The 17,480-nt window shown below is 40.4% G+C and carries 27 protein-coding genes; 19 read left to right on the top strand and 8 right to left on the bottom strand.

From position 1 onward, the window contains the following. Window positions 1–389: 389 nt before the first annotated feature. The 5 genes from PMI05_RS07815 to PMI05_RS07800 all read right to left on the bottom strand — a co-directional run bounded on the left by PMI05_RS07815 (window position 390) and on the right by PMI05_RS07800 (window position 4,399). Window positions 390–1,160 (bottom strand): hypothetical protein, encoded by a 771-nt coding sequence (locus tag PMI05_RS07815; RefSeq protein ID WP_007719636.1) that lies wholly within the window; start codon window positions 1,158–1,160, stop codon window positions 390–392. Between the two features lie 10 nt (window positions 1,161–1,170). Beyond that, a complete protein-coding gene (locus tag PMI05_RS30680) occupies window positions 1,171–1,488 on the bottom strand; it encodes a hypothetical protein (RefSeq protein WP_157230866.1) in 318 nt (105 codons plus the stop codon). Next, complete coding sequence (locus PMI05_RS07810; protein ID WP_157230864.1) at window positions 1,457–2,710, bottom strand: hypothetical protein; 1,254 nt, start codon at window positions 2,708–2,710, stop codon at window positions 1,457–1,459. The genes PMI05_RS30680 and PMI05_RS07810 overlap by 32 nt, the downstream gene beginning before the upstream one ends. Window positions 2,711–2,852: 142 nt before the next feature. Continuing rightward, window positions 2,853–3,647, bottom strand: a complete 795-nt coding sequence (locus tag PMI05_RS07805; protein WP_007719632.1) for a hypothetical protein — start codon at window positions 3,645–3,647, stop codon at window positions 2,853–2,855. Window positions 3,648–3,919: 272 nt separating this feature from the next. Beyond that, window positions 3,920–4,399, bottom strand: coding sequence for an ImmA/IrrE family metallo-endopeptidase (locus tag PMI05_RS07800; RefSeq protein ID WP_007719630.1), 480 nt, complete (start codon window positions 4,397–4,399; stop codon window positions 3,920–3,922). Window positions 4,400–4,576: 177 nt separating this feature from the next. On the opposite strand from PMI05_RS07800, the gene PMI05_RS07795 reads away from it, so the two are divergent. The 4 genes from PMI05_RS07795 to PMI05_RS07780 all read left to right on the top strand — a co-directional run bounded on the left by PMI05_RS07795 (window position 4,577) and on the right by PMI05_RS07780 (window position 7,917). After that, the gene (locus tag PMI05_RS07795; protein ID WP_007719629.1) at window positions 4,577–5,047 is read left to right on the top strand and encodes a DUF2716 domain-containing protein; all 471 of its coding nucleotides are present in this window, start codon (window positions 4,577–4,579) and stop codon (window positions 5,045–5,047) included. A 205-nt stretch (window positions 5,048–5,252) separates the two neighbouring features. Then, window positions 5,253–5,564 carry a hypothetical protein gene (locus tag PMI05_RS07790; RefSeq protein WP_007719628.1) on the top strand — a complete coding sequence of 104 codons (312 nt, stop codon included), beginning with the start codon at window positions 5,253–5,255 and terminating at the stop codon, window positions 5,562–5,564. A gap of 74 nt (window positions 5,565–5,638) precedes the next feature. Then, on the top strand, window positions 5,639–6,940 hold the full coding sequence (locus tag PMI05_RS07785) for an AAA family ATPase (RefSeq protein ID WP_007719627.1): 1,302 nt from the start codon (window positions 5,639–5,641) through the stop codon (window positions 6,938–6,940). Continuing rightward, window positions 6,940–7,917 carry a DUF4435 domain-containing protein gene (locus tag PMI05_RS07780; protein WP_007719626.1) on the top strand — a complete coding sequence of 326 codons (978 nt, stop codon included), beginning with the start codon at window positions 6,940–6,942 and terminating at the stop codon, window positions 7,915–7,917. The genes PMI05_RS07785 and PMI05_RS07780 overlap by 1 nt, the downstream gene beginning before the upstream one ends. Before the next feature lie 120 nt (window positions 7,918–8,037). On the opposite strand, the gene PMI05_RS07775 is transcribed toward PMI05_RS07780, so the two are convergent. Beyond that, complete coding sequence (locus tag PMI05_RS07775; RefSeq protein ID WP_007719625.1) at window positions 8,038–8,277, bottom strand: hypothetical protein; 240 nt, start codon at window positions 8,275–8,277, stop codon at window positions 8,038–8,040. Between the two features lie 61 nt (window positions 8,278–8,338). Next, a complete protein-coding gene (locus tag PMI05_RS07770) occupies window positions 8,339–8,704 on the bottom strand; it encodes a helix-turn-helix domain-containing protein (protein WP_007719624.1) in 366 nt (121 codons plus the stop codon). A 173-nt stretch (window positions 8,705–8,877) separates the two neighbouring features. Between PMI05_RS07770 and PMI05_RS07765 the strand changes: the two genes are divergently transcribed. The 15 genes from PMI05_RS07765 to PMI05_RS07710 all read left to right on the top strand — a co-directional run bounded on the left by PMI05_RS07765 (window position 8,878) and on the right by PMI05_RS07710 (window position 17,023). Next, the gene (locus PMI05_RS07765; RefSeq protein ID WP_007719623.1) at window positions 8,878–9,093 is read left to right on the top strand and encodes a helix-turn-helix transcriptional regulator; all 216 of its coding nucleotides are present in this window, start codon (window positions 8,878–8,880) and stop codon (window positions 9,091–9,093) included. 13 nt (window positions 9,094–9,106) lie between these two features. Further along, window positions 9,107–9,265 carry a hypothetical protein gene (locus PMI05_RS31015; RefSeq protein ID WP_007719622.1) on the top strand — a complete coding sequence of 53 codons (159 nt, stop codon included), beginning with the start codon at window positions 9,107–9,109 and terminating at the stop codon, window positions 9,263–9,265. A gap of 191 nt (window positions 9,266–9,456) precedes the next feature. Continuing rightward, window positions 9,457–9,591, top strand: coding sequence for a hypothetical protein (locus PMI05_RS31630; protein ID WP_255344491.1), 135 nt, complete (start codon window positions 9,457–9,459; stop codon window positions 9,589–9,591). Between the two features lie 113 nt (window positions 9,592–9,704). After that, window positions 9,705–10,256, top strand: a complete 552-nt coding sequence (locus PMI05_RS07755) for a hypothetical protein (protein ID WP_007719620.1) — start codon at window positions 9,705–9,707, stop codon at window positions 10,254–10,256. Then, a complete protein-coding gene (locus tag PMI05_RS07750) occupies window positions 10,249–10,680 on the top strand; it encodes a hypothetical protein (RefSeq protein ID WP_007719617.1) in 432 nt (143 codons plus the stop codon). Before PMI05_RS07755 ends, PMI05_RS07750 begins: the two co-directional genes overlap by 8 nt. A 50-nt stretch (window positions 10,681–10,730) precedes the next feature. Then, window positions 10,731–10,973: a hypothetical protein gene (locus PMI05_RS07745; protein WP_007719615.1), complete on the top strand. Its 243-nt coding sequence runs from the start codon at window positions 10,731–10,733 to the stop codon at window positions 10,971–10,973. Then, window positions 10,957–11,178 carry a hypothetical protein gene (locus tag PMI05_RS07740; RefSeq protein WP_007719610.1) on the top strand — a complete coding sequence of 74 codons (222 nt, stop codon included), beginning with the start codon at window positions 10,957–10,959 and terminating at the stop codon, window positions 11,176–11,178. Before PMI05_RS07745 ends, PMI05_RS07740 begins: the two co-directional genes overlap by 17 nt. A 199-nt stretch (window positions 11,179–11,377) precedes the next feature. After that, a complete protein-coding gene (locus PMI05_RS31625) occupies window positions 11,378–11,500 on the top strand; it encodes a hypothetical protein (protein WP_255344490.1) in 123 nt (40 codons plus the stop codon). Window positions 11,501–11,630: 130 nt separating this feature from the next. Further along, complete coding sequence (locus tag PMI05_RS07735) at window positions 11,631–12,485, top strand: hypothetical protein (protein ID WP_052006418.1); 855 nt, start codon at window positions 11,631–11,633, stop codon at window positions 12,483–12,485. Then, a complete protein-coding gene (locus tag PMI05_RS07730; RefSeq protein WP_007719608.1) occupies window positions 12,448–13,236 on the top strand; it encodes a PD-(D/E)XK nuclease-like domain-containing protein in 789 nt (262 codons plus the stop codon). Before PMI05_RS07735 ends, PMI05_RS07730 begins: the two co-directional genes overlap by 38 nt. A gap of 19 nt (window positions 13,237–13,255) precedes the next feature. After that, window positions 13,256–14,254: a hypothetical protein gene (locus PMI05_RS07725; protein WP_007719605.1), complete on the top strand. Its 999-nt coding sequence runs from the start codon at window positions 13,256–13,258 to the stop codon at window positions 14,252–14,254. Further along, on the top strand, window positions 14,251–15,636 hold the full coding sequence (locus PMI05_RS07720) for a replicative DNA helicase (RefSeq protein ID WP_007719597.1): 1,386 nt from the start codon (window positions 14,251–14,253) through the stop codon (window positions 15,634–15,636). The genes PMI05_RS07725 and PMI05_RS07720 overlap by 4 nt, the downstream gene beginning before the upstream one ends. A 17-nt stretch (window positions 15,637–15,653) precedes the next feature. Further along, window positions 15,654–15,812, top strand: coding sequence for a hypothetical protein (locus PMI05_RS31010; protein ID WP_007719595.1), 159 nt, complete (start codon window positions 15,654–15,656; stop codon window positions 15,810–15,812). Window positions 15,813–15,815: 3 nt separating this feature from the next. Beyond that, the gene (locus PMI05_RS07715) at window positions 15,816–16,298 is read left to right on the top strand and encodes a RusA family crossover junction endodeoxyribonuclease (RefSeq protein ID WP_007719593.1); all 483 of its coding nucleotides are present in this window, start codon (window positions 15,816–15,818) and stop codon (window positions 16,296–16,298) included. Between the two features lie 20 nt (window positions 16,299–16,318). After that, on the top strand, window positions 16,319–17,023 hold the full coding sequence (locus PMI05_RS07710) for a hypothetical protein (protein WP_007719591.1): 705 nt from the start codon (window positions 16,319–16,321) through the stop codon (window positions 17,021–17,023). A 188-nt stretch (window positions 17,024–17,211) separates the two neighbouring features. Here the strand turns inward: PMI05_RS07710 and PMI05_RS07705 are convergent, their stop codons facing one another. Beyond that, window positions 17,212–17,430, bottom strand: a complete 219-nt coding sequence (locus tag PMI05_RS07705) for a hypothetical protein (RefSeq protein WP_007719589.1) — start codon at window positions 17,428–17,430, stop codon at window positions 17,212–17,214. Window positions 17,431–17,480: the final 50 nt, after the last annotated feature.

Raw genomic sequence — 17,480 nt, 5'->3', positions numbered from 1 at the left:
CGGATTGGGTTGCAAGACAATTTGGATTTGATTCTCAGCAACCTATCAAAGAGTAAGTGACGGGAGTCGATTGTTCTTCTGACCGGGTCGGTATCATAAGCCATTGATTGGATCGCTTTGGGTAGATTCCTAACAATCTTACTAAACGTGGTTCGTCCAGTTCCGTGGGTATTTATATCCCAAGCATTCTGTATTAGTGACTTTTCCAGATTTCAAGTCGGGTTGGAGAGTATGTTCGCCCCATAGAATCACGTGAACTGGAACGTTTGTTCTTGTTTTATAATCTTAACATTTTTAAATTGATCCAACTAGTGACAAATCAATGCATAATCGGTGAGATATTAATGTCAAAAAAGTGTATAAAAAATAAAAACCCAAATAATTGGGTTTTAAGTGATGTCAAGTGGGCCATATTTTTGAATCAACTTTTCTTTGGCATTATTAAATGTTTCATCAGTTATTATTTCATTTGACTTTAATTGCTCAAGGCATGAAAATAATCTTTCATGGTAGGGCAGGTCATGCTGATCTGCTAAATAATCTGTATAGCTATCTTCGATTTCATCAACCAAATTAAAAAACTTCTGTCTTAACACAGTATAGAAGTTATTTTTATCAAGATCCTCAATTTCTTTAAGTGTAAAGCCGATTATGAATTCGTTTCTGGATAAGGCTAGTTTTCTTCGTTTCCCCTCTGCGTATTGCCAATAGTTATTCTTTTTGCCCTTGCCAAACCCTTTTGTTGAAGAGAAAATACCCAACTTAGCTCTTTTGGATCTTAATAATTCTGAGAGATCAGCTACTTCACGAACTCCTATAGACTTTGAATGATTTTTTGACTCACCTATTATTCTTAATCCAATATAATTGTGGATGAAATTCGGAGTCGAAACGTCAAGAAACTCGATCAAATGATCGATCTGATTATCACCGTCAGAAATATTGGGATGAACAACAGCGTCTTGAAACCTATCATAAATGAAGGTCATTAAGACTTCTAGTGAATCGCCTTTTTGTTTTTTTGTTCCATTCCTAAATGCACGTTTAACATCTGCGATTAATTTTTTGAATTCAGCAAGATCATATGGAGATTCAATAGGCTCCCAGACATTATTGTCGGGAGCTCTACTACTATATCTATTAAGTGAGATCGTATCCATAACAAAACCCCTATGTTAATTGTTGTTCCATAATAATAAAAGCAACTCTAATGTCATCTGTATTTAATGGTGATCCGCAATCTGGGCATTTTCGCCCTTTGAGGAGAATAAATTTGACTAACTCTTTTCTTTGCGAGAAAGTAAACGCATGTTGAAAATCTTCTTGTGGATTGCGACATGTAACAATATACTTAACTCCGATGATCTTTTCATAAGACAAATCTATTAATATTTCTTCAGTCGTCGCTAAGGGTAATTTAACTTTTCTAGAGAGTAAACGTGGGGAGACCACATCATTAGGATTTATTGAATTCAGTTCTTCGTTCAACCTCTCCAACACCTGCAAAGGTAGGTTGAACTTCTTGTTTATAGCTAGTAAGCTTTCGTAAAACATCATCAACGACCTCCTTTACAGTTGTTGCGGTTGATGTCCTTTTTAATGAATAAAACTTATCAGTTTTAGAGACAGAATAAGGAAATTTTTTCTTTTCTCCATTATCCTCTACTTTATGTATTATTCCAAGTGTTGTAATAACGCTATTTTCCCCTATCAATCGCACAATCTCAGCACATTGTGCATAACTTAATCCGTTTCCTCTAGCATTTGCTTTAAATTCAGTTACATCTTTTCCAGCTTTATGAAGAAAGATGTCAAATGGTTTTTCTTTCTCTATTACCTTATAAAGATTGACAAGTTCTTTCTCATATAATCTTGAAATTGATTTTGATATTCGTGTCATATAATCGGCTCTTTTAAATGTTGGCTCGTTCGCAGTAATTTGCTTAACAGCTTTTGATAAAATACTCGTTTCAAATTCAGTTAGTTTCTGGGTAATCAGTGGATTATTGTGATGAAAGTACTCTTCTGTTATATCAATGAGTGCTCCTGTGACCCAGTCTGGATCGTCATATTTGAAGTTAATTACTTTATTTTTGAATTTATGCATGAATAACCATATATGATCATCCCAATCGTTTCTTTCCTCACCATTAAGTGAGTATAGATTGTCAGTGGGATGCATCATTAGTACAAAATGTTTTAAGTCATAGTCCATAGTGATATAGCAAAGATAAATATCATCAATTATTTCGAGTTCTTTGGTAGCAACATCTTTGTGGATAATTTTTGAAGGAGCAGCCAAAGTGAAAATCAGCTGATTTTTATTTGTATCTCTTTTTACATTTACTAAAGATATGTCATTTATTGATTGGGTATTTAACTCATAAATAGGAGTGATTTTCGGTATAGTCTTAGTGTATAACTGATCAATGGGATTACTATCAAATAAATGGTGATCAGTAGATTCAAAAATAAAAAGCATGTTATTTCCTTCCAGGTGTATATGGGAAAGCCATTCGATAAAAAAAGTAAGAGGAATTTGATCTAAAAACAGAGCATCAACTACATTGTTTTTGAAATCTTTAGATGATCTTCCAGGTTTAACATGAAATTGAACTTTTAATTTATTCAGTTCATGAAGTCCAGCCTTATCTAAAAAAAACAATAGGTTTGTTTTTTTGAAATCTTCGAGGTCATTGTATATCATCAAAGCATATCACTCCTCAAATTTTATGGTGAAATACTGCATTTTATCCTTTGAAATGCTCTAAAAACTTATTGAAGTACAGACTTCTTTGGTGAAAAGTGCTCCATGAACTTAAATTTAGAGCATTTTATTTGATTGCATATTTTCATTCAATCTTAACCACATATTGAGTGAGCTCAGTTCTAGCGATTAGTTTTACCTTTTTGGCGAGAACCAAATTCGAATCTTCTGCCAATAATAATTGATCTTTATTAATAGGATGAATTAGGTACCATTTCTCAATTTGTACTGATGGTGATGAGTTAGGATAAATAATTGATAATGGTGAACTGGAAGCATTCATTTCTATGTAGTAAGCCTTTTTTGGGACCATCATCTTGTTAATGATAATGAAATAAAAAAAATAAAGTGGTGTAAAGATATTTGCAGTTAAGAACATTGTGGTAAAAATTTTAAAACTCATACCGTTTTGTTGCTGGACAGCCTCAGCAGTAATAGGAGTAATAATTAGACTCAAATATGGAAAGGTGCAAAAAACCAAGACTATACTTACTATGCGGAAAGTCTTGTTGTTTCTTAGTGAGTTTAAGCTTGATGTCTCCGTTATTATGTAAGCAAGACTGGTATGCATTGTAGATACGAAAAAAAGAACACTAAATAAAACTTGATTCATATCGCCTAACAATAAATCGTATTCGATATATACCATAACCAAAACACTTGTGAGAAGGGCAAGCATCATGTTGGTTAGAATAAAGGTGAATATTTTATTTGTGATACGTTGCTCTTTAGTTAGTAACCGTAATTCAATGCTACTAGCTGAAAAGAGTGTTAACACATCGAATTTGTAAATCATAAATAAGACAATAACTACTGCACTTGTAATATAGGTCGGTAAACCCAGTTTATCAAATAAATTCAGTAATTCCGTACTAGTCATTCGGGTCAACCTTTCAATTATCTAAATGGTGTGATTATTACAGATCATTAGAACAATAGGGATTAAGAACCGTATTATTGTTGCATCTGACATAAGCTTTGATAGGTCCATAAGCATTCCTCTTAGAATAGGCATATTTTAGTAGTTACACGTATAATAATGTTTTATAGGTAAAAAATCCGTCGTATTATGTCGAAAATCAGGAATATTACCATATTTACTTTTAAGTAATGGCGAAAAATGAAAAAACCTGCTATTTAAGCAGGGGAAAGTTAGTCTACAGCAAGTTTTAATCTATCATGCATTTTTTGTAATCGTGCTCCGCATAGTTGCGGTGTCACTTTAAAGTGGTCCGATAAAATGTCTAAAATATCAGGCTGCTTGAAATCATAAGCAGCAATCATATGGAGTGGCAGCGCAGCATACCTTGTAAAATTCCTTGCATCCCATTCCTGTAGCTCACGAAAGGAAGCGGGCATCATTAGTTGGCGTCCTGAGTGACGAAGGATATGGCATAGCTCATGGTAAAAGTGCTCCCTTTGCACAAGTGAAGGGAGTCGTTTGTCTATCGTTATACTTTTGAAACGGCCGTACTCATATGACATTGATGGGATCTCTTTATAAAAAAGATGGATGCCTAGTGATCTTGCAATACGCTGCTCGTCTAATTCGTCAGGTGTTTTTATCCCAAGTTTTCTGTAAAAGTGGCTTATCCAGGATTCAAGTGAGGTAGGAGAGTAGGACAATTTCATCAGATCACCTCTTGGGAACGTTTGTTCTTGTGGGTGTATTTTACCAGATGCTGAGACTATTTTCCATTCTAAAAACAATGTATAATTTTTGAAGATTAACTGCTACGGGAATTAGTTGGTCCGTGATAGGCACAGGAATAGATGAATGGATCAAAAATAAATTCAGAGGAGATAAAAATGGACAATTGGATTCCATTGTCGCATGAGCAATATGGTCTGGTTTGGGATAATTTTTATAAGGATTTCAATTTCAAACCTAGTGTCCATAGCAGTGATTGGCCTTCCTATCGTTTACCGGTACCTTTTGTTACTTTTGATATTACTGAATATACGGATGACGATATCGATGATCTGGAGGAAAAGTGCATTACCAACTTTAGAGCGGTAACTGGGTCTGACGAATACATCTACGCACTGGATTGGCACCACACATCGTACCACTACAATCCGCATTTAGAGAATGGCAATGCAAGGATAGGGTTTTACCCAGATGGTGACTATTACTTCTTTTTGAATAAAGATTTTAAGTGGGGATATTTAGGGCATCCTTGGGAACAATCAATTAGCATTTTTGGAGAAGAACTGATTCATCAGTTTGAAACCAATAGACCAACTATAATTGGGAAGATAATGTGCAGTAAACGATGAAGTATTACTCTAATTAGTGCGTATATCTAAAACAAAATTAAAGGCAGCTGTATGGTTCAACATTCTTTTTACAAGCTTATTACTATGCCTCTTGATCACTGATCAGGAGGTTTTGTCGTTTTATGTCGGCAGAATGGTGTAGGTATTTAGAATTATTTATCGAATAGTACTGTAGCTACATTAACTACTTCTTGGAGGGATCATAATGGATCAAAGAGATTCTGAAAAAATTATTAGACTAGCTCGAGAGGGTAAACAGATCTCGAAAATTTGGGAAGAGGATTTTCCAAACTATGATTACTGGGAAATTTACGTAGAAGTTCATGCAGCTGGCGAACGGAGTTCTCTTGGAATAAAGAGAATGATAACTGGTAGATTAAATAAACTGCAAACAGTTAATGGAACAGAAAGAGAAGAGATAATACAAGAAATTGATGATTTAGTTAGCCATCTTTACTCTAGGTATAAAGAGAGTCAGAAAAAACTAGATGAAATAAGAGGAATTATTGGTGGTTAAGCAACGAATCTTTTGAGTCATGTTAAAGAATGTAAACAGTTGAAATGGATCAAGTTTTTGTGGAGGTAATTATATTGATTCGAATAGCACATGTAAAAGTAAATGGTTTTAAAGGTTCCGAACGTAACTTAAGCCTTACTTTTCCAGATGACCAGGTAACTATAATTTTTGGTTCGAATGGGACAGGAAAAACATCTCTATTAAGGGTGATCCATGCCATTATTTCATTCAATCAAACAATATTAGTAAGAGAAAGAATTGAATCTGCAGAAATTACTTTCTTTGATACTTATGAAAAGACTTACTATGAATTAGGTGTAGGTTACAATGAGGCTGACGGAGAGTATGGATGGTGGTTTAGTTCAGAGCTATTTGAGCAAGGTCTTACCGATCAATTTTCTTCGATTCTATTTGGAGTAAATCGAGGAATTACAGATCCCTATTCAAAGGTAAATGTCAGTGACATTAATAGGTTCTTCAGGAGTAGGAATATAAAAAAAATTGAATTAGATGATAGCAGTATAAGCCCTCAAATTATTGCTGCTGAATTTGCCGAGTTTCTAAATACGCAAATTAGGACTCGTAGAATACGAGAGCAGCGTTTCAAAACAGATTTTCAAGGAGAGAGGCACTTATTGTTAGACAATTTATCAATGAATAATGTTGAAATATCTTTGGTTGAAAGATATCAATATGAGAGGAAGACTCGGTTAGAAAGAGTGCAAAAAGCTTTATTTGAGACATTGGCAATTGTAGTTGAAGAAGGTTATACAAATACAGATATGATACCAAGTGATTTCCACACAAAGTTAATTGAATATAGAGTGACATTATTAGAAGTCCTAATACAACTACCTGAAAATGAATTGAGTTCAAAAATAATAGATATGCTAAAGCAAAACAGTAAAGGAAAAAGTTATTTAGGAAACTTTAATATATTTGAAGGGAAATCGTTACTAGCTAATTTAGTGTATAACATGATCGGTGAGTTAGAGAAAGAGAAAGAGAAGGTAGCCCTTTATTCAGTTAGTCAACTAGTAGAGATTTTTAATGAGTTTTTAAGCAGAAATAAAAAACTAGTAATTTCAGATAGAGGTGCAAAAATACGTACTGAGGATGGTACATTACTTGAACTGGGGGAACTATCCAGTGGTGAGAGGCACTTACTTTCATTCCTCACCTTATTTATTATTGAGGGAAGAAATCGTGACTTTTTGATGATCGATGAGCCGGAAATATCACTGAATATAGAATGGCAAGAAAAACTGTTGGGATTATTGACTAATTTAGTTCCGAATTCTCAAATTATTGTAGCAACACATAGCCCTGCGATAGCAGAATTCAACACGAACCTCTTAGTGGAGTTGTACGAATAATGGGTATGAGTCTACAAAGTAATAATAAAGATGTAATATACCATTCTCCTGATGTAAATAAAATATCATATAGTACAGGACAATTACTCGCAAAAGCTCGAATGGCTAAAAGACCTATTGTAGTGGTTGAGGGTAAAGATGACATACCAATTTATCAAAAGATCGCTAGAAAGATTGACAAGAAAGTAGAAATCAGGGCTATCGAGACAATAAAAGGCTATACTGAAGGATGTGATCAGGTAGTAAAACTAATTACAGACATTCAAGATAAAATTGACGAGGCTCCCATTAATCAAAGGTATTTAAGAGGAGTAATTGACCGGGACGCAAGATTTTTTCGGGGCCAAGATTTATCTCACTTGAAATGTCTTTTAATACTAAAATATTATTCATATGAAAGTCACTTTGTAACGGAAAAACATGCAGAATATCTGCTTAATAGCTTATTAGTTAGTAATGATGATATTAATGATAAAGTTATTTGTTTTATTATGTCAGACGTTAAAAAAGTCTATGAAGAGCTCTATTATTTTTCACTTGAAGCGCTGAAGAACGCGTGTGAAACAGACTATGATGCCATAATCGGATATGGTTTTTCGGAGGGGAAAGTTACCAAGCAAGCATCAAAAGCGACTTTATTAGCTGATGTAATGAGAAAAAAAGAGCAATTAGATGATTTTGCTCACCAGAAACAGTTATCTTTTAACGATCTTTATAAGATTGTTAAAGGAAAGTGGTTACTTTCAGCATTTGTGCAAAGTGTATATTTTAAAATTCAAGATTTGCATAGTAAATGTTCTCAAAAGGCACTAGACGGCTTAAAAATGTGCCAGTATTGTGAGATCGGAAAAAACACTCAATGCTTATGGAAGATTAAAAGGCACCATAGTCTCCAGATTGCTGAGACTATAGTATTAGATTACTTAGATGATACAGAACTAGACTATATCTATGCAGATCTTCAAACACTCGCTTAAACCTATCTACTAGAATAGCAGAACCAGAACCATATGAAATTATAAAAAACGAGACAGCTATCAATTACCTAGTCTCGTTTTTTGTTGCTCTGCAAGATACCTCAAATACCTCAAGTAGTCTTACTCATAAATCTTCCCCATATACAATATAGCAGCGAGTGACTTCCACTCGGGCTGTTCTGGTAGATAACCCATATCTATTGTATCTTCCATCCAGGATTCCATTGCCTCCAAAAAGTCAGAGAGCGATAGGTTTTCCCATTCCTTAGGGTTCACTTGAAGGTCGTTTCTCAATGCCTTTATAAATTCAATGAGTTCATCTTTTGAATCAACATTCTCTCGTTTCTCAAAAAGGTCCATATTTTAGAATACTCCTCCCTTATAAAAGCAAAGACACGCAAGCGTTAAGCGTGTCTCTTTGTCATTTCTGTTGCTCCGCTAAAAACCTCAAGTACCTCACATGTTCTAAGGCTTTCTTTTTATCTTCCTCGCTTAGCTTATCCAGTTCGAAAAAGAAGAGGTTTTCAAATTCTGATCGAGGGGATTCTGGCGTATCAGTAGGTGAAGTTGTTGTAGTTTTCCCATGCAAATAATCAGTTGTTACATTAAACAAATCTGCGAGTTTATTCACTGTCTCCATTGGAGGTTGTTTGGTTCCATTCTCATAGGCAGTATAAGTGGGGCGTGCAACCCCGATTAAGTCAGCAACGTAACCTTGAGTCCATTTGGAATCGAGGCTCTTTTTTTTCTCACGTTCATTTTTTAAGCGCGCTCCAAATACTTTCATATTGAATTCCAACATTCTATCACCGACCAAGTATAAGATAGCTTAATTATAGTGTTACTTTGAGAAACAATAAATAAATGTTACTAAGAGTATAACAAATTGTTGACTTGTTACTTTAGGGAACTTATAATCACGATATAAGGTTACTTAAAGGAACGTTTGGAGGTGATGAAATGAGAGATTGGCTTAAGACTAAACGGGAAGAAAAAGGTATGAATCAAGAACAAGTCGCTTTAGAGAGCGAAATTTCGAGAAGTTATTACACACTCATTGAATCTGGTAGTAAAACTCCTGGTGTGAAAGTGGCCAAGAAGATAGCAAAAGTACTGGATTTAGAATGGACAAAATTTTTTGATGAAAAATGTTCCTTAAAGGAACTATCAGCCTGAAAGGAGGCCAACAATGATCAAACCACCTAAAGGTATCGAATTCCACCGTGAGTTCGCACCTGACATGAAACGTATGGTCCATGCTTTGGAGATTCTACTCAAGTCAAAACCAGCAGAACCAAAGGAAGTCACTCAGCCAGAACAACCGGTTACGAAAGAGGAAACAGCCTAAAGGAGTGCTGGACGACCCTCACACAACTGCATAGAGCGTCGAAGAGCGGGAGCGAGCGAAGATATGAGCCGCGCCTTAATACATTCCACCAATTCACCAGGTAAGGGTGATAACAAGGTCACGGTGGGGTCACTGCCAAGACTCGACGCTGCATGCAGTTGTGTGAAAGGAAAGTGAGGTGATCAATTTGGATGAACTCGATCATTTGGTTAAACGAATTGGCTGGTACACCAAGAAAGTCAAGCAATCAGCAAAATGGCCACGAGAGAAACGGCAACGTCGGCTCCCAAGACTTCTGGCTTACAAAGAAAGACTGCATGAGCTAATCAGAAAAAGAAAGCCCTCGGCTCATATGGATGCCGAGGGAGAGTCTGGAAAGTGAGCTTGGATTCATTGTACATCGAAAATCGAATAACGAAGGTAAGGATGGTGCGAACACATGAGCGACTTTGGCAGGCAATTGAGCCAGTCACTCCATGAGGCGGGGATGACTCAAATGGCATTCAGCTTCGAAACGAACGTCAGCAGAGAGGCAATCTCCTCCTACACAACGGGTAGGACTATTACGCCTCCAGATATTAAGTCGAAATCGGTGCTATTAACGGATAACCCATACCTGTCAATGGAGGCTGCTCAAGAGTCAACTGCTGGGACGAGCCCCGGAATCATAGGCGGTGATCGAATCGAAGTGAATCGTCACACCGTTCTGGATCGCACGGAACACGAAATGAACGAGCTATTGAAAGTGATTCGAGAGGCAGAGGAAAGCCTTATCAGTGCGCCGCCACGATCCTTAACAACACAGGAAAGGCAAGCAATCGAAACCTTGATCCAAGAGACATTGGATGTCGTCACAGCAAGTACAAACCTCGCAGCAATCCTTTGTAGAGAGTACAAGGTGTCATGGATTAAACAATGGGCTATCCACAAATCAAAGTGGATGAAAAACGGACTCATGAAAATGATGAAAGGGGTAGGGCTACATGAATAATCAGTACATGGTGTTTGATAAAGACCAGCTCATGATTATGATTGGGGCATTAGTGGAAGAGAAGGTCAGGGTTCAGCAAGCGGGTAATGCCTGGCAAGCAAAACGGCTTATCATCACGGCAAATACTCTTATCGAAATGTATGGTGGAAATCCCGGTTACTTGGATGAGGAACAGTTAGAACATGCTTCTGGAGCGTTAGAAAGAGCGGTTGAGAACCGTAGAGGTTTGGCACAAAACAAGGCGTCACAGGCTCTATGGCTTGCTGCTCGTTTACGGGAGGTAAAGGCAGAGCGGGAGAGGCGATTTCTTAAAGCACCGTATGTAATGGTGAAGGGCAAGCGGAAAGCGGTCCTTTTGAAAGCGAGAGAAGTCGCTGCATACCTACAATATGAAAAAACCGCCCGCGGCGAACGGACGGCTTAGAAAAACACTGTATCGGAAGAATACCACAACCACATAAGGAGGACAACCCCGTGAGTAAATCGCTTTTGGATAGAGGCATCGTAGCAGTAGAAAACATTGATTGGAAAGGTGATCGTTGGGCCGCATTTCAGGTGAACGGAGCTTTAAAAATCAGCGAATTCTCCAAATTGACTGAAGGGCAAGAAATAGTCTTGAAAAATTGGGAAGAGATCGAGCGATTGAGGAACTTTCTAAATAGCTTGAAGCCAGTAAAAAAGCCAGAGGAGGTTGTCATTCATGCAGCAACTGCTTGATTTTCCGGAGTACGTCGAACGGACAGAGCCTAACAGACAGCGGCAATTGGAACCCTTAGCTTTTGAGGTTGATGACAGCGGGCTTGAATGGACGGTGCGGGATGTTATTGAAGAATTGGAGCTTCTTGTTGAGGGGAAAGCAACGATGAATCAAGAGGATTTCGTAGAGGGGATAAGGGAACAGGCAAGACGCTTGATAAAGTAACGCGGGCTTCGGCCCTGCGTGGAAGATTCTGCGACCTCCTAGAATATGAGAGCGCACGTGAGGGAGTCTTCCACGGAGGTTCGAACCTCCAAGTAATACATAGCGAGGTCAAGACGTGGCGTAGGCAAGGAACTACAACGGCTGCCGTAGAGGTTGGGACGGTGGCGCCTCGCGAACAAATCCAGAGGAGGTGTGAAGAGTGGGGCAAGTGGCAGAAATGATTCTATCAGGTTTGCTTTGCCAAGTATGCGGCGCATATATGGACGATTTTGAGGAACCTGGACATCCAAGAACTTGCGAAGATTGCCAAGAAGAAAAGTAAAAGACCCAGCGCTGCAACGCTGAGTCTGATTCGAAGCATTTACCACTTAGCAGTATCGTAACGTCAACGAGCTGAAAGTGCAAGGAGGCGGAGCTATTTGAGTCTACAACAATTTGATCCAACCGAATATATGCAAGCACCTTCTCAGCCAAAAACGGCGGGGACTGAGGCGCTAATGACAAGACAGGCGCAGGAAGTACAAGCTGCAATGGTGATTGCAAAGCGGTTTCCGCGGGATGAAAACGAAGCATATGGTCGCATTATGAAGGCTTGCAGCCGCAAAATACTTGCTGAAAATGCGATGTACGAATATCCGAGAGGCGGACAAAAGGTTACAGGGCCATCCATTCGTTTAGCAGAAGTGCTGGCTCAATGCTGGGGAAATATCGACTCAGGAATTATTGAGCTGGAGCAGAGAAACGGGGAGTCATCGGTGATGGCCTACGCTTGGGACCTAGAAACGAACACTCGCCAATCAAAAACGTTTACCGTGAAGCATGAGAGGAAAGCGCGCGGATCGATTAATAAGCTAGATGACCCTCGGGATATTTATGAGCTAGTAGCAAATCAGGGAGCTCGCCGGGTTAGGGCATGCATTCTCTCGGTCATACCGGGTGACATTGTAGATGCTGCGATTGAGCAATGCAAAGTGACACTTGTTAGCGGTCATAAAGAGCCACTCTCGGATAGGGTGAGAAATGCGCTTGTGTTGTTTGAGAAGGAGCACAGCATTTCAAAAGAAATGGTGGAAAAATACATCGGTTGTAAGGTAGATGCCTTCTCGGAACATGACTTCATTCGTTTAGGAAATGTGTATCGTTCGTTGAAAGATGGCATGGGAAAGCGTGAGGATTACTTCGATATTCGATTATCTCAGGAGAATGGGTCGAAGCTGGAAGAACAATTCAAACAACAACAGCAGCAAGAGCAAGGTGGTGTAAATCCTGATGGTGGAGCTGAACAATCAGAACTACCACTCGATTGAGGCTGATCTAGTTTATATGAGCAACAGCCAGTACAAGGACTTCATTGAATGCGAGGCTAGGGCCGTGGCAAAGGTGAAGGGGGCTTGGATAGAGCCACCAAGCGATGCTTTGCTAATTGGTTCATACGTACATGCTTGGGCCGAAGGAGCGCTAGAAGAATTTAAGGCGAGCAACCCGGCACTGTTCACAAAAAAAGGCGAACTGTATGCACATTACAAGGTCGCAGACAAAATGATTGAAACATTGGCAAATGATCCGTTTATAACTTTCCTTCTGCAAGGAGAGAAAGAAAAGATCATAACAGCAGAATTTGCAGGAGCGATATGGAAGGCAAAGCTGGACGTTCGACATGCTGAAGGAGAACGGATCGCGGATATCAAGACAGTCAGGGATATCCGGGGGAAGCATTGGGATAAGGAACTTGGCTGCTATGTCTCATTCGTTGAGGCATACGGTTATCTGAGGCAGATGGCGCTTTACGTGGAGTTGGAACGAATCAATCACGGTCGCAGCCATTGGTACGATCCTTACATCATCGCTGTTTCCAAAGAAGATCCACCAGATAAGGAAGTAATCAGCATGGATACACACCGGATTGAAGATGAGCTGGCTGAGATAGAACGGCGTATGCCTCGAATCATTGAAGTAAAGTCTGGTTTCACGGAACCAAAAAGATGCGGCACCTGCCGATACTGCCGTGAAACAAAGAAGTTAAGCAAGGTCACACATTATATGGATTTAATTGCTTGATACGCCGAGGGGGCAGGGGATGGGCATAGCAGAATACGGGACAACGGGGTTTTACGTCCTCCCCCGTTTAGCCTTTCGTTGCAAAAGGGACAAATGGATCTTCCAAGAGATTATGAGCGAAGCGAATTTCAGGGACAACGAAAAGTGTAAACGTGGACAAGTTGTATTCATCATGAAGGACTATGCCAAAGAGACAAACTGGTCCGAGGATCAAATCAAATACTCGCTTAATCAGCTAAAGGCAATGGGATTGATCCAGTGGCAACTCTACCGAGGGAACACCAAAAACGGCTTGCTGATCACAGTCAACCATTATGATGAATTTCAAAATCTCGGTAGCTATAGCCGCCAAAAAGGGTCAGATTTTCCCGAAGAGAATCCCGAAGACATTCCACCTGAAATCCCGAAGATAGAGGGGGCCGAAAACCCTAATGTATCAAGGGTTGAAGGGGGTTCTGATGAACAGCTTTCCCGAAGAGATTCGGAAGAGAATCCCGAAGAGATTCCTGAAGTATATAAGAACAGCATTAAAGAACAGCATGTAAAACATAAAAAAGATTCTTGTCCCAAACGCACTAAACGCGTTTATGACGAGTCAACAGACGCTTTTATTTTGGCAAGGTATCTCCGCGACCGTATCCTTCGTTGGAAACCAGACGCTAAGGTTCCAGAAGCCACACCAGTTGCACTCGCTTCATGGGCAGATGATATGCGAAAGATGATCGAGTTGGACAAGCGTAGCAAATATGACATACAGCTTGTCATCAAATGGGCAACGGACGATTCCTTTTGGCAAGTAAATATCCTGTCGGCTGGGACATTACGAAAACAGTACGACAAACTGGATGGAAATATGCGCAGGAAAGTAGTTCCCATGCCTCAGGCTCGTGTGGACCATCCATCAACAAATACTCCAATTAGCCGTGGCTCAGACCAAATACATGCTGGATTTGAAAAGCGGGCTGCAAATGATCTGGCCTTCCAAGAAATGCTTTTTGGGAAAGGAGAGAGTCCATGATTGATCGCCTACAGAACCTGCCAGCAGAAAAGGCAACTCTTGGCAGCATAATCATGGAGCCGATGATCCTCGACGAAATTGAATTGATCTTGTCTCCAGAAGATTTTTCACACTCAGGACACCAAGATATATATAAATCTTTGCTCAGCCTTCGAGATAGAGGGGAAAAGATAGACCTCGTAGCACTAACCACCGAATTGAGTAATAAAAAACAACTAGATGCTATTGGTGGCGTACCGTACTTGACTAGTCTCGGTAGTGTCGTTGCCTCAGCAGCAGCAGTAGACCACCACGCTGAATTAGTCAAGGAAGCAGCAACGACAAGGAAAGTATTCCAATACGCGGAGTCACTCCGATCCAGAGTATTGAACGGGGAGTATGATTCTGCCGAAGAGCTGCTGAACTTGGCGGAAGAGAGAGTAGCTGAAATTCGACCAAGTCAACGCGGAGGATTGCAAGCAGTAAAGGACTTTATCCTCGATCACATTTCCATAATCGAAAACACTCGAACTGATAGTGGTTCCCTTCTGGGCAAGTCGTGGGGCATACCCAAAGCAGACATGCTTACTAGCGGAGCATGCGGCGGTCAATTAATCATCCTGGGTGCTAGACCTTCAGTTGGGAAAACAGCGTTCGCATTGAAGATGGCACGGACAACTGGCATTCAACCTGATAGCGATCCAGTTGCGATTTTCTCGCTAGAGATGAGAAAGGGAGATTTGTTAAACCGGATGCTCTCAGCAGAGGCCAAGATACCACTCTTGAAAATCCGCCACAACAAGATGAGCGAGGGCGAATGGCAAGTATTCACGCAGGTAAGTAACAAGTTTTATCGCTCTAATATCTACATGGAGGATAAGGGTAGGCAAGCTTTAAACGAGATCGTAGCAGAATCTCGGGCATTAAAACGCAAGCATGGCAAGGTGGGTATGATCCTAATCGACTACCTTGGACTGATTGGAAATAAAGGGCGTGGTCGTCGTAACCGCAACGTTAATCGTGATCAAGAGATCGGGGAGTATACTGGCACCCTAAAAGAATTAGCTAAGGAATTGGATTGCCCAGTTGTACTTCTTGCCCAGTTAAACCGGGATATTGATAAAGGGATTGTAAAACGACCGAACCTTTCAAGTCTTCGCGAAAGTGGAAATATCGAGCAAGACGCTGATGTGGTTGCTTTTCTACATAGGGATGACAGCGAAGAGTACGTTAATTTTGCAACAGGAGAGCCAATCAGCAAAGTTGAGCTCATCATTGCTAAAAATCGAGACGGATCGGTTGGAACAGTGAACCTTGCCTTTCGACGTGTGTTTCAGGAATTTATCGACTGGGATATGGCACCGGGGCGACAGGTACAAGAAACGTTGAATACCGGTTCCTAAACGGGAGGAGAGCAGTCATGAAACAAGGCAAACGACCTAGCAGGCAACAAAAAGAAGAATTGGAAGCACGCAATCTAAACCCTGCAAACTGGCTGGTTGAGCGCGATAGCACAACAGAACTGGTTTTGATCAATCGCTTCTCCGGTAAGACACGGACCATAAAGAAAGGGGCATAAGCTGTGCAAAGGCTGATTATCCCCTTGCTGATGGAGAAAAGACGGCGGAACAAGACAACAAGGAAGATGGAGAATATCTGGGTCGTTCCTTCATGGAATCATTTGTACACCATCGTCAAAAATGCGCCAACTCTAGGAAAGTGGGGAGAGCTTTATAAACAGCGTGTAGCAGAGGCTGCTGTTGAGTGGGCCATGGATAACGATTGGGTGATGATTGAGACCAGGAAGGTTATTCTACGCACTTGGATTTACTGGAACGATGCCAGAGAGAAAGACTGCCACAACACCGATAAAGCCTGGGCTGATGCTCTGGAAGGCATTCTTTACAGAAACGACAGTCAGGCATTGATACAGTATCAGGACTTTCAAATTGATCGGAGTAACCCACGTATCGAAATAGAGCCGATTGTTGGCGGTCTAATCATAAGAGACACGCCAGCACGAAAAAATAAACCATCAAAAAATCAGATGGCAATTAAATTCTAATCCAAGGGAGAGTGTGGAAAATGAGCAATCAAGCACAATTTACGGCACTGGTAAAGAAAATGGCAACGGATGATAAAAAAATGGTTTTGAGCTTGGAACTAGTCGGTAACATTGAGCCAACTTCACTAGTGAAATTAGTAGATATGATCGGTGACAAAGTGACTGTAAATCTTGGCAACCCACAAATGGCTATGGAATTTGACGAGGATGATAGAGAAGAACGTCGCGGTTTATCCGTCACAACAGATCAGTCTGGAGTGGTAACTCAAATTAGCGGAAACAGCGAGGAAGACAACAAAGATACTGGTGACATGGAGAACGAAGGTGACGAATCCTCAGAAAACGGGGAAGGCTCTGAAAACACCTCAATTCAAACCGAAGACTCGGAGAATAACTCACCTGATACAGAGCAGCAAAGCCAAGAAGAATCCGATGGCAACACGAACGACGGCGATCAGGAGGAAAATAAACAAGAGGAAGCTGTCGCCGCAATCGACAAGGATAAACTGGTGGCATTCATCTTGAGCGGACAAGCTCCAGCGTTTGAAGAAATGGAGTATGACTTCCCAGCATTGCTTGCACGAAAACAAAATGGCGAAACGTGGATTAAGATTGCGTCGTCCATAGGCACCTCGTCCTCCAAACTTCAAACAGCTTGGTCCAAATACAAGAAACTCGTTGCTGAACATATGGCAAAAAACGGTGAGGAACCGGGGGCAGCGTAAAGCTGCTCCTCTCCCCTAGAAAAGCGGAACCATATGACAGCCGTTAAACCGAAGCCGGAGCATCTTTGGAGACGTGGCTTTCCTAAAACCTCCGAGCAAAAGCGGATAAACGAAACCATCGTTAATGCGAAAGTGAACGACTGGAAAGTAGGCGGAGCATTGCCGCCTTGGAACGGGAGGAAGTAAGGCTACTCAGGATAACGGCGTCCATGACTCCCGAACAGTTCGTGGACGCCTCCATACACACGAACAGGAAGATCAGGGAACACGAGGGCAACATGACCAGCATCGAGCTGTAGAAGGTCGGAATCTTGTTCAATCACATAAGGTATCTCCATTGCAGTCAGGGCCTCTTTTAGATAGCTGATCTCAGACCACGCGACAGAGTAATAAAATGACTTTTCCATGAAACCAACTCCTTTGTGGTCATTATGACATACGGAGTTGGGACAAAAAT

It is taken from the genome of Brevibacillus sp. BC25, assembly GCF_000282075.1.
In the GTDB taxonomy this organism is placed as follows: Bacteria; Bacillota; Bacilli; order Brevibacillales; family Brevibacillaceae; genus Brevibacillus.
Note: the sequence above shows the minus strand (reverse complement) of the source record. Positions and strands in the feature narration are given on the sequence as shown.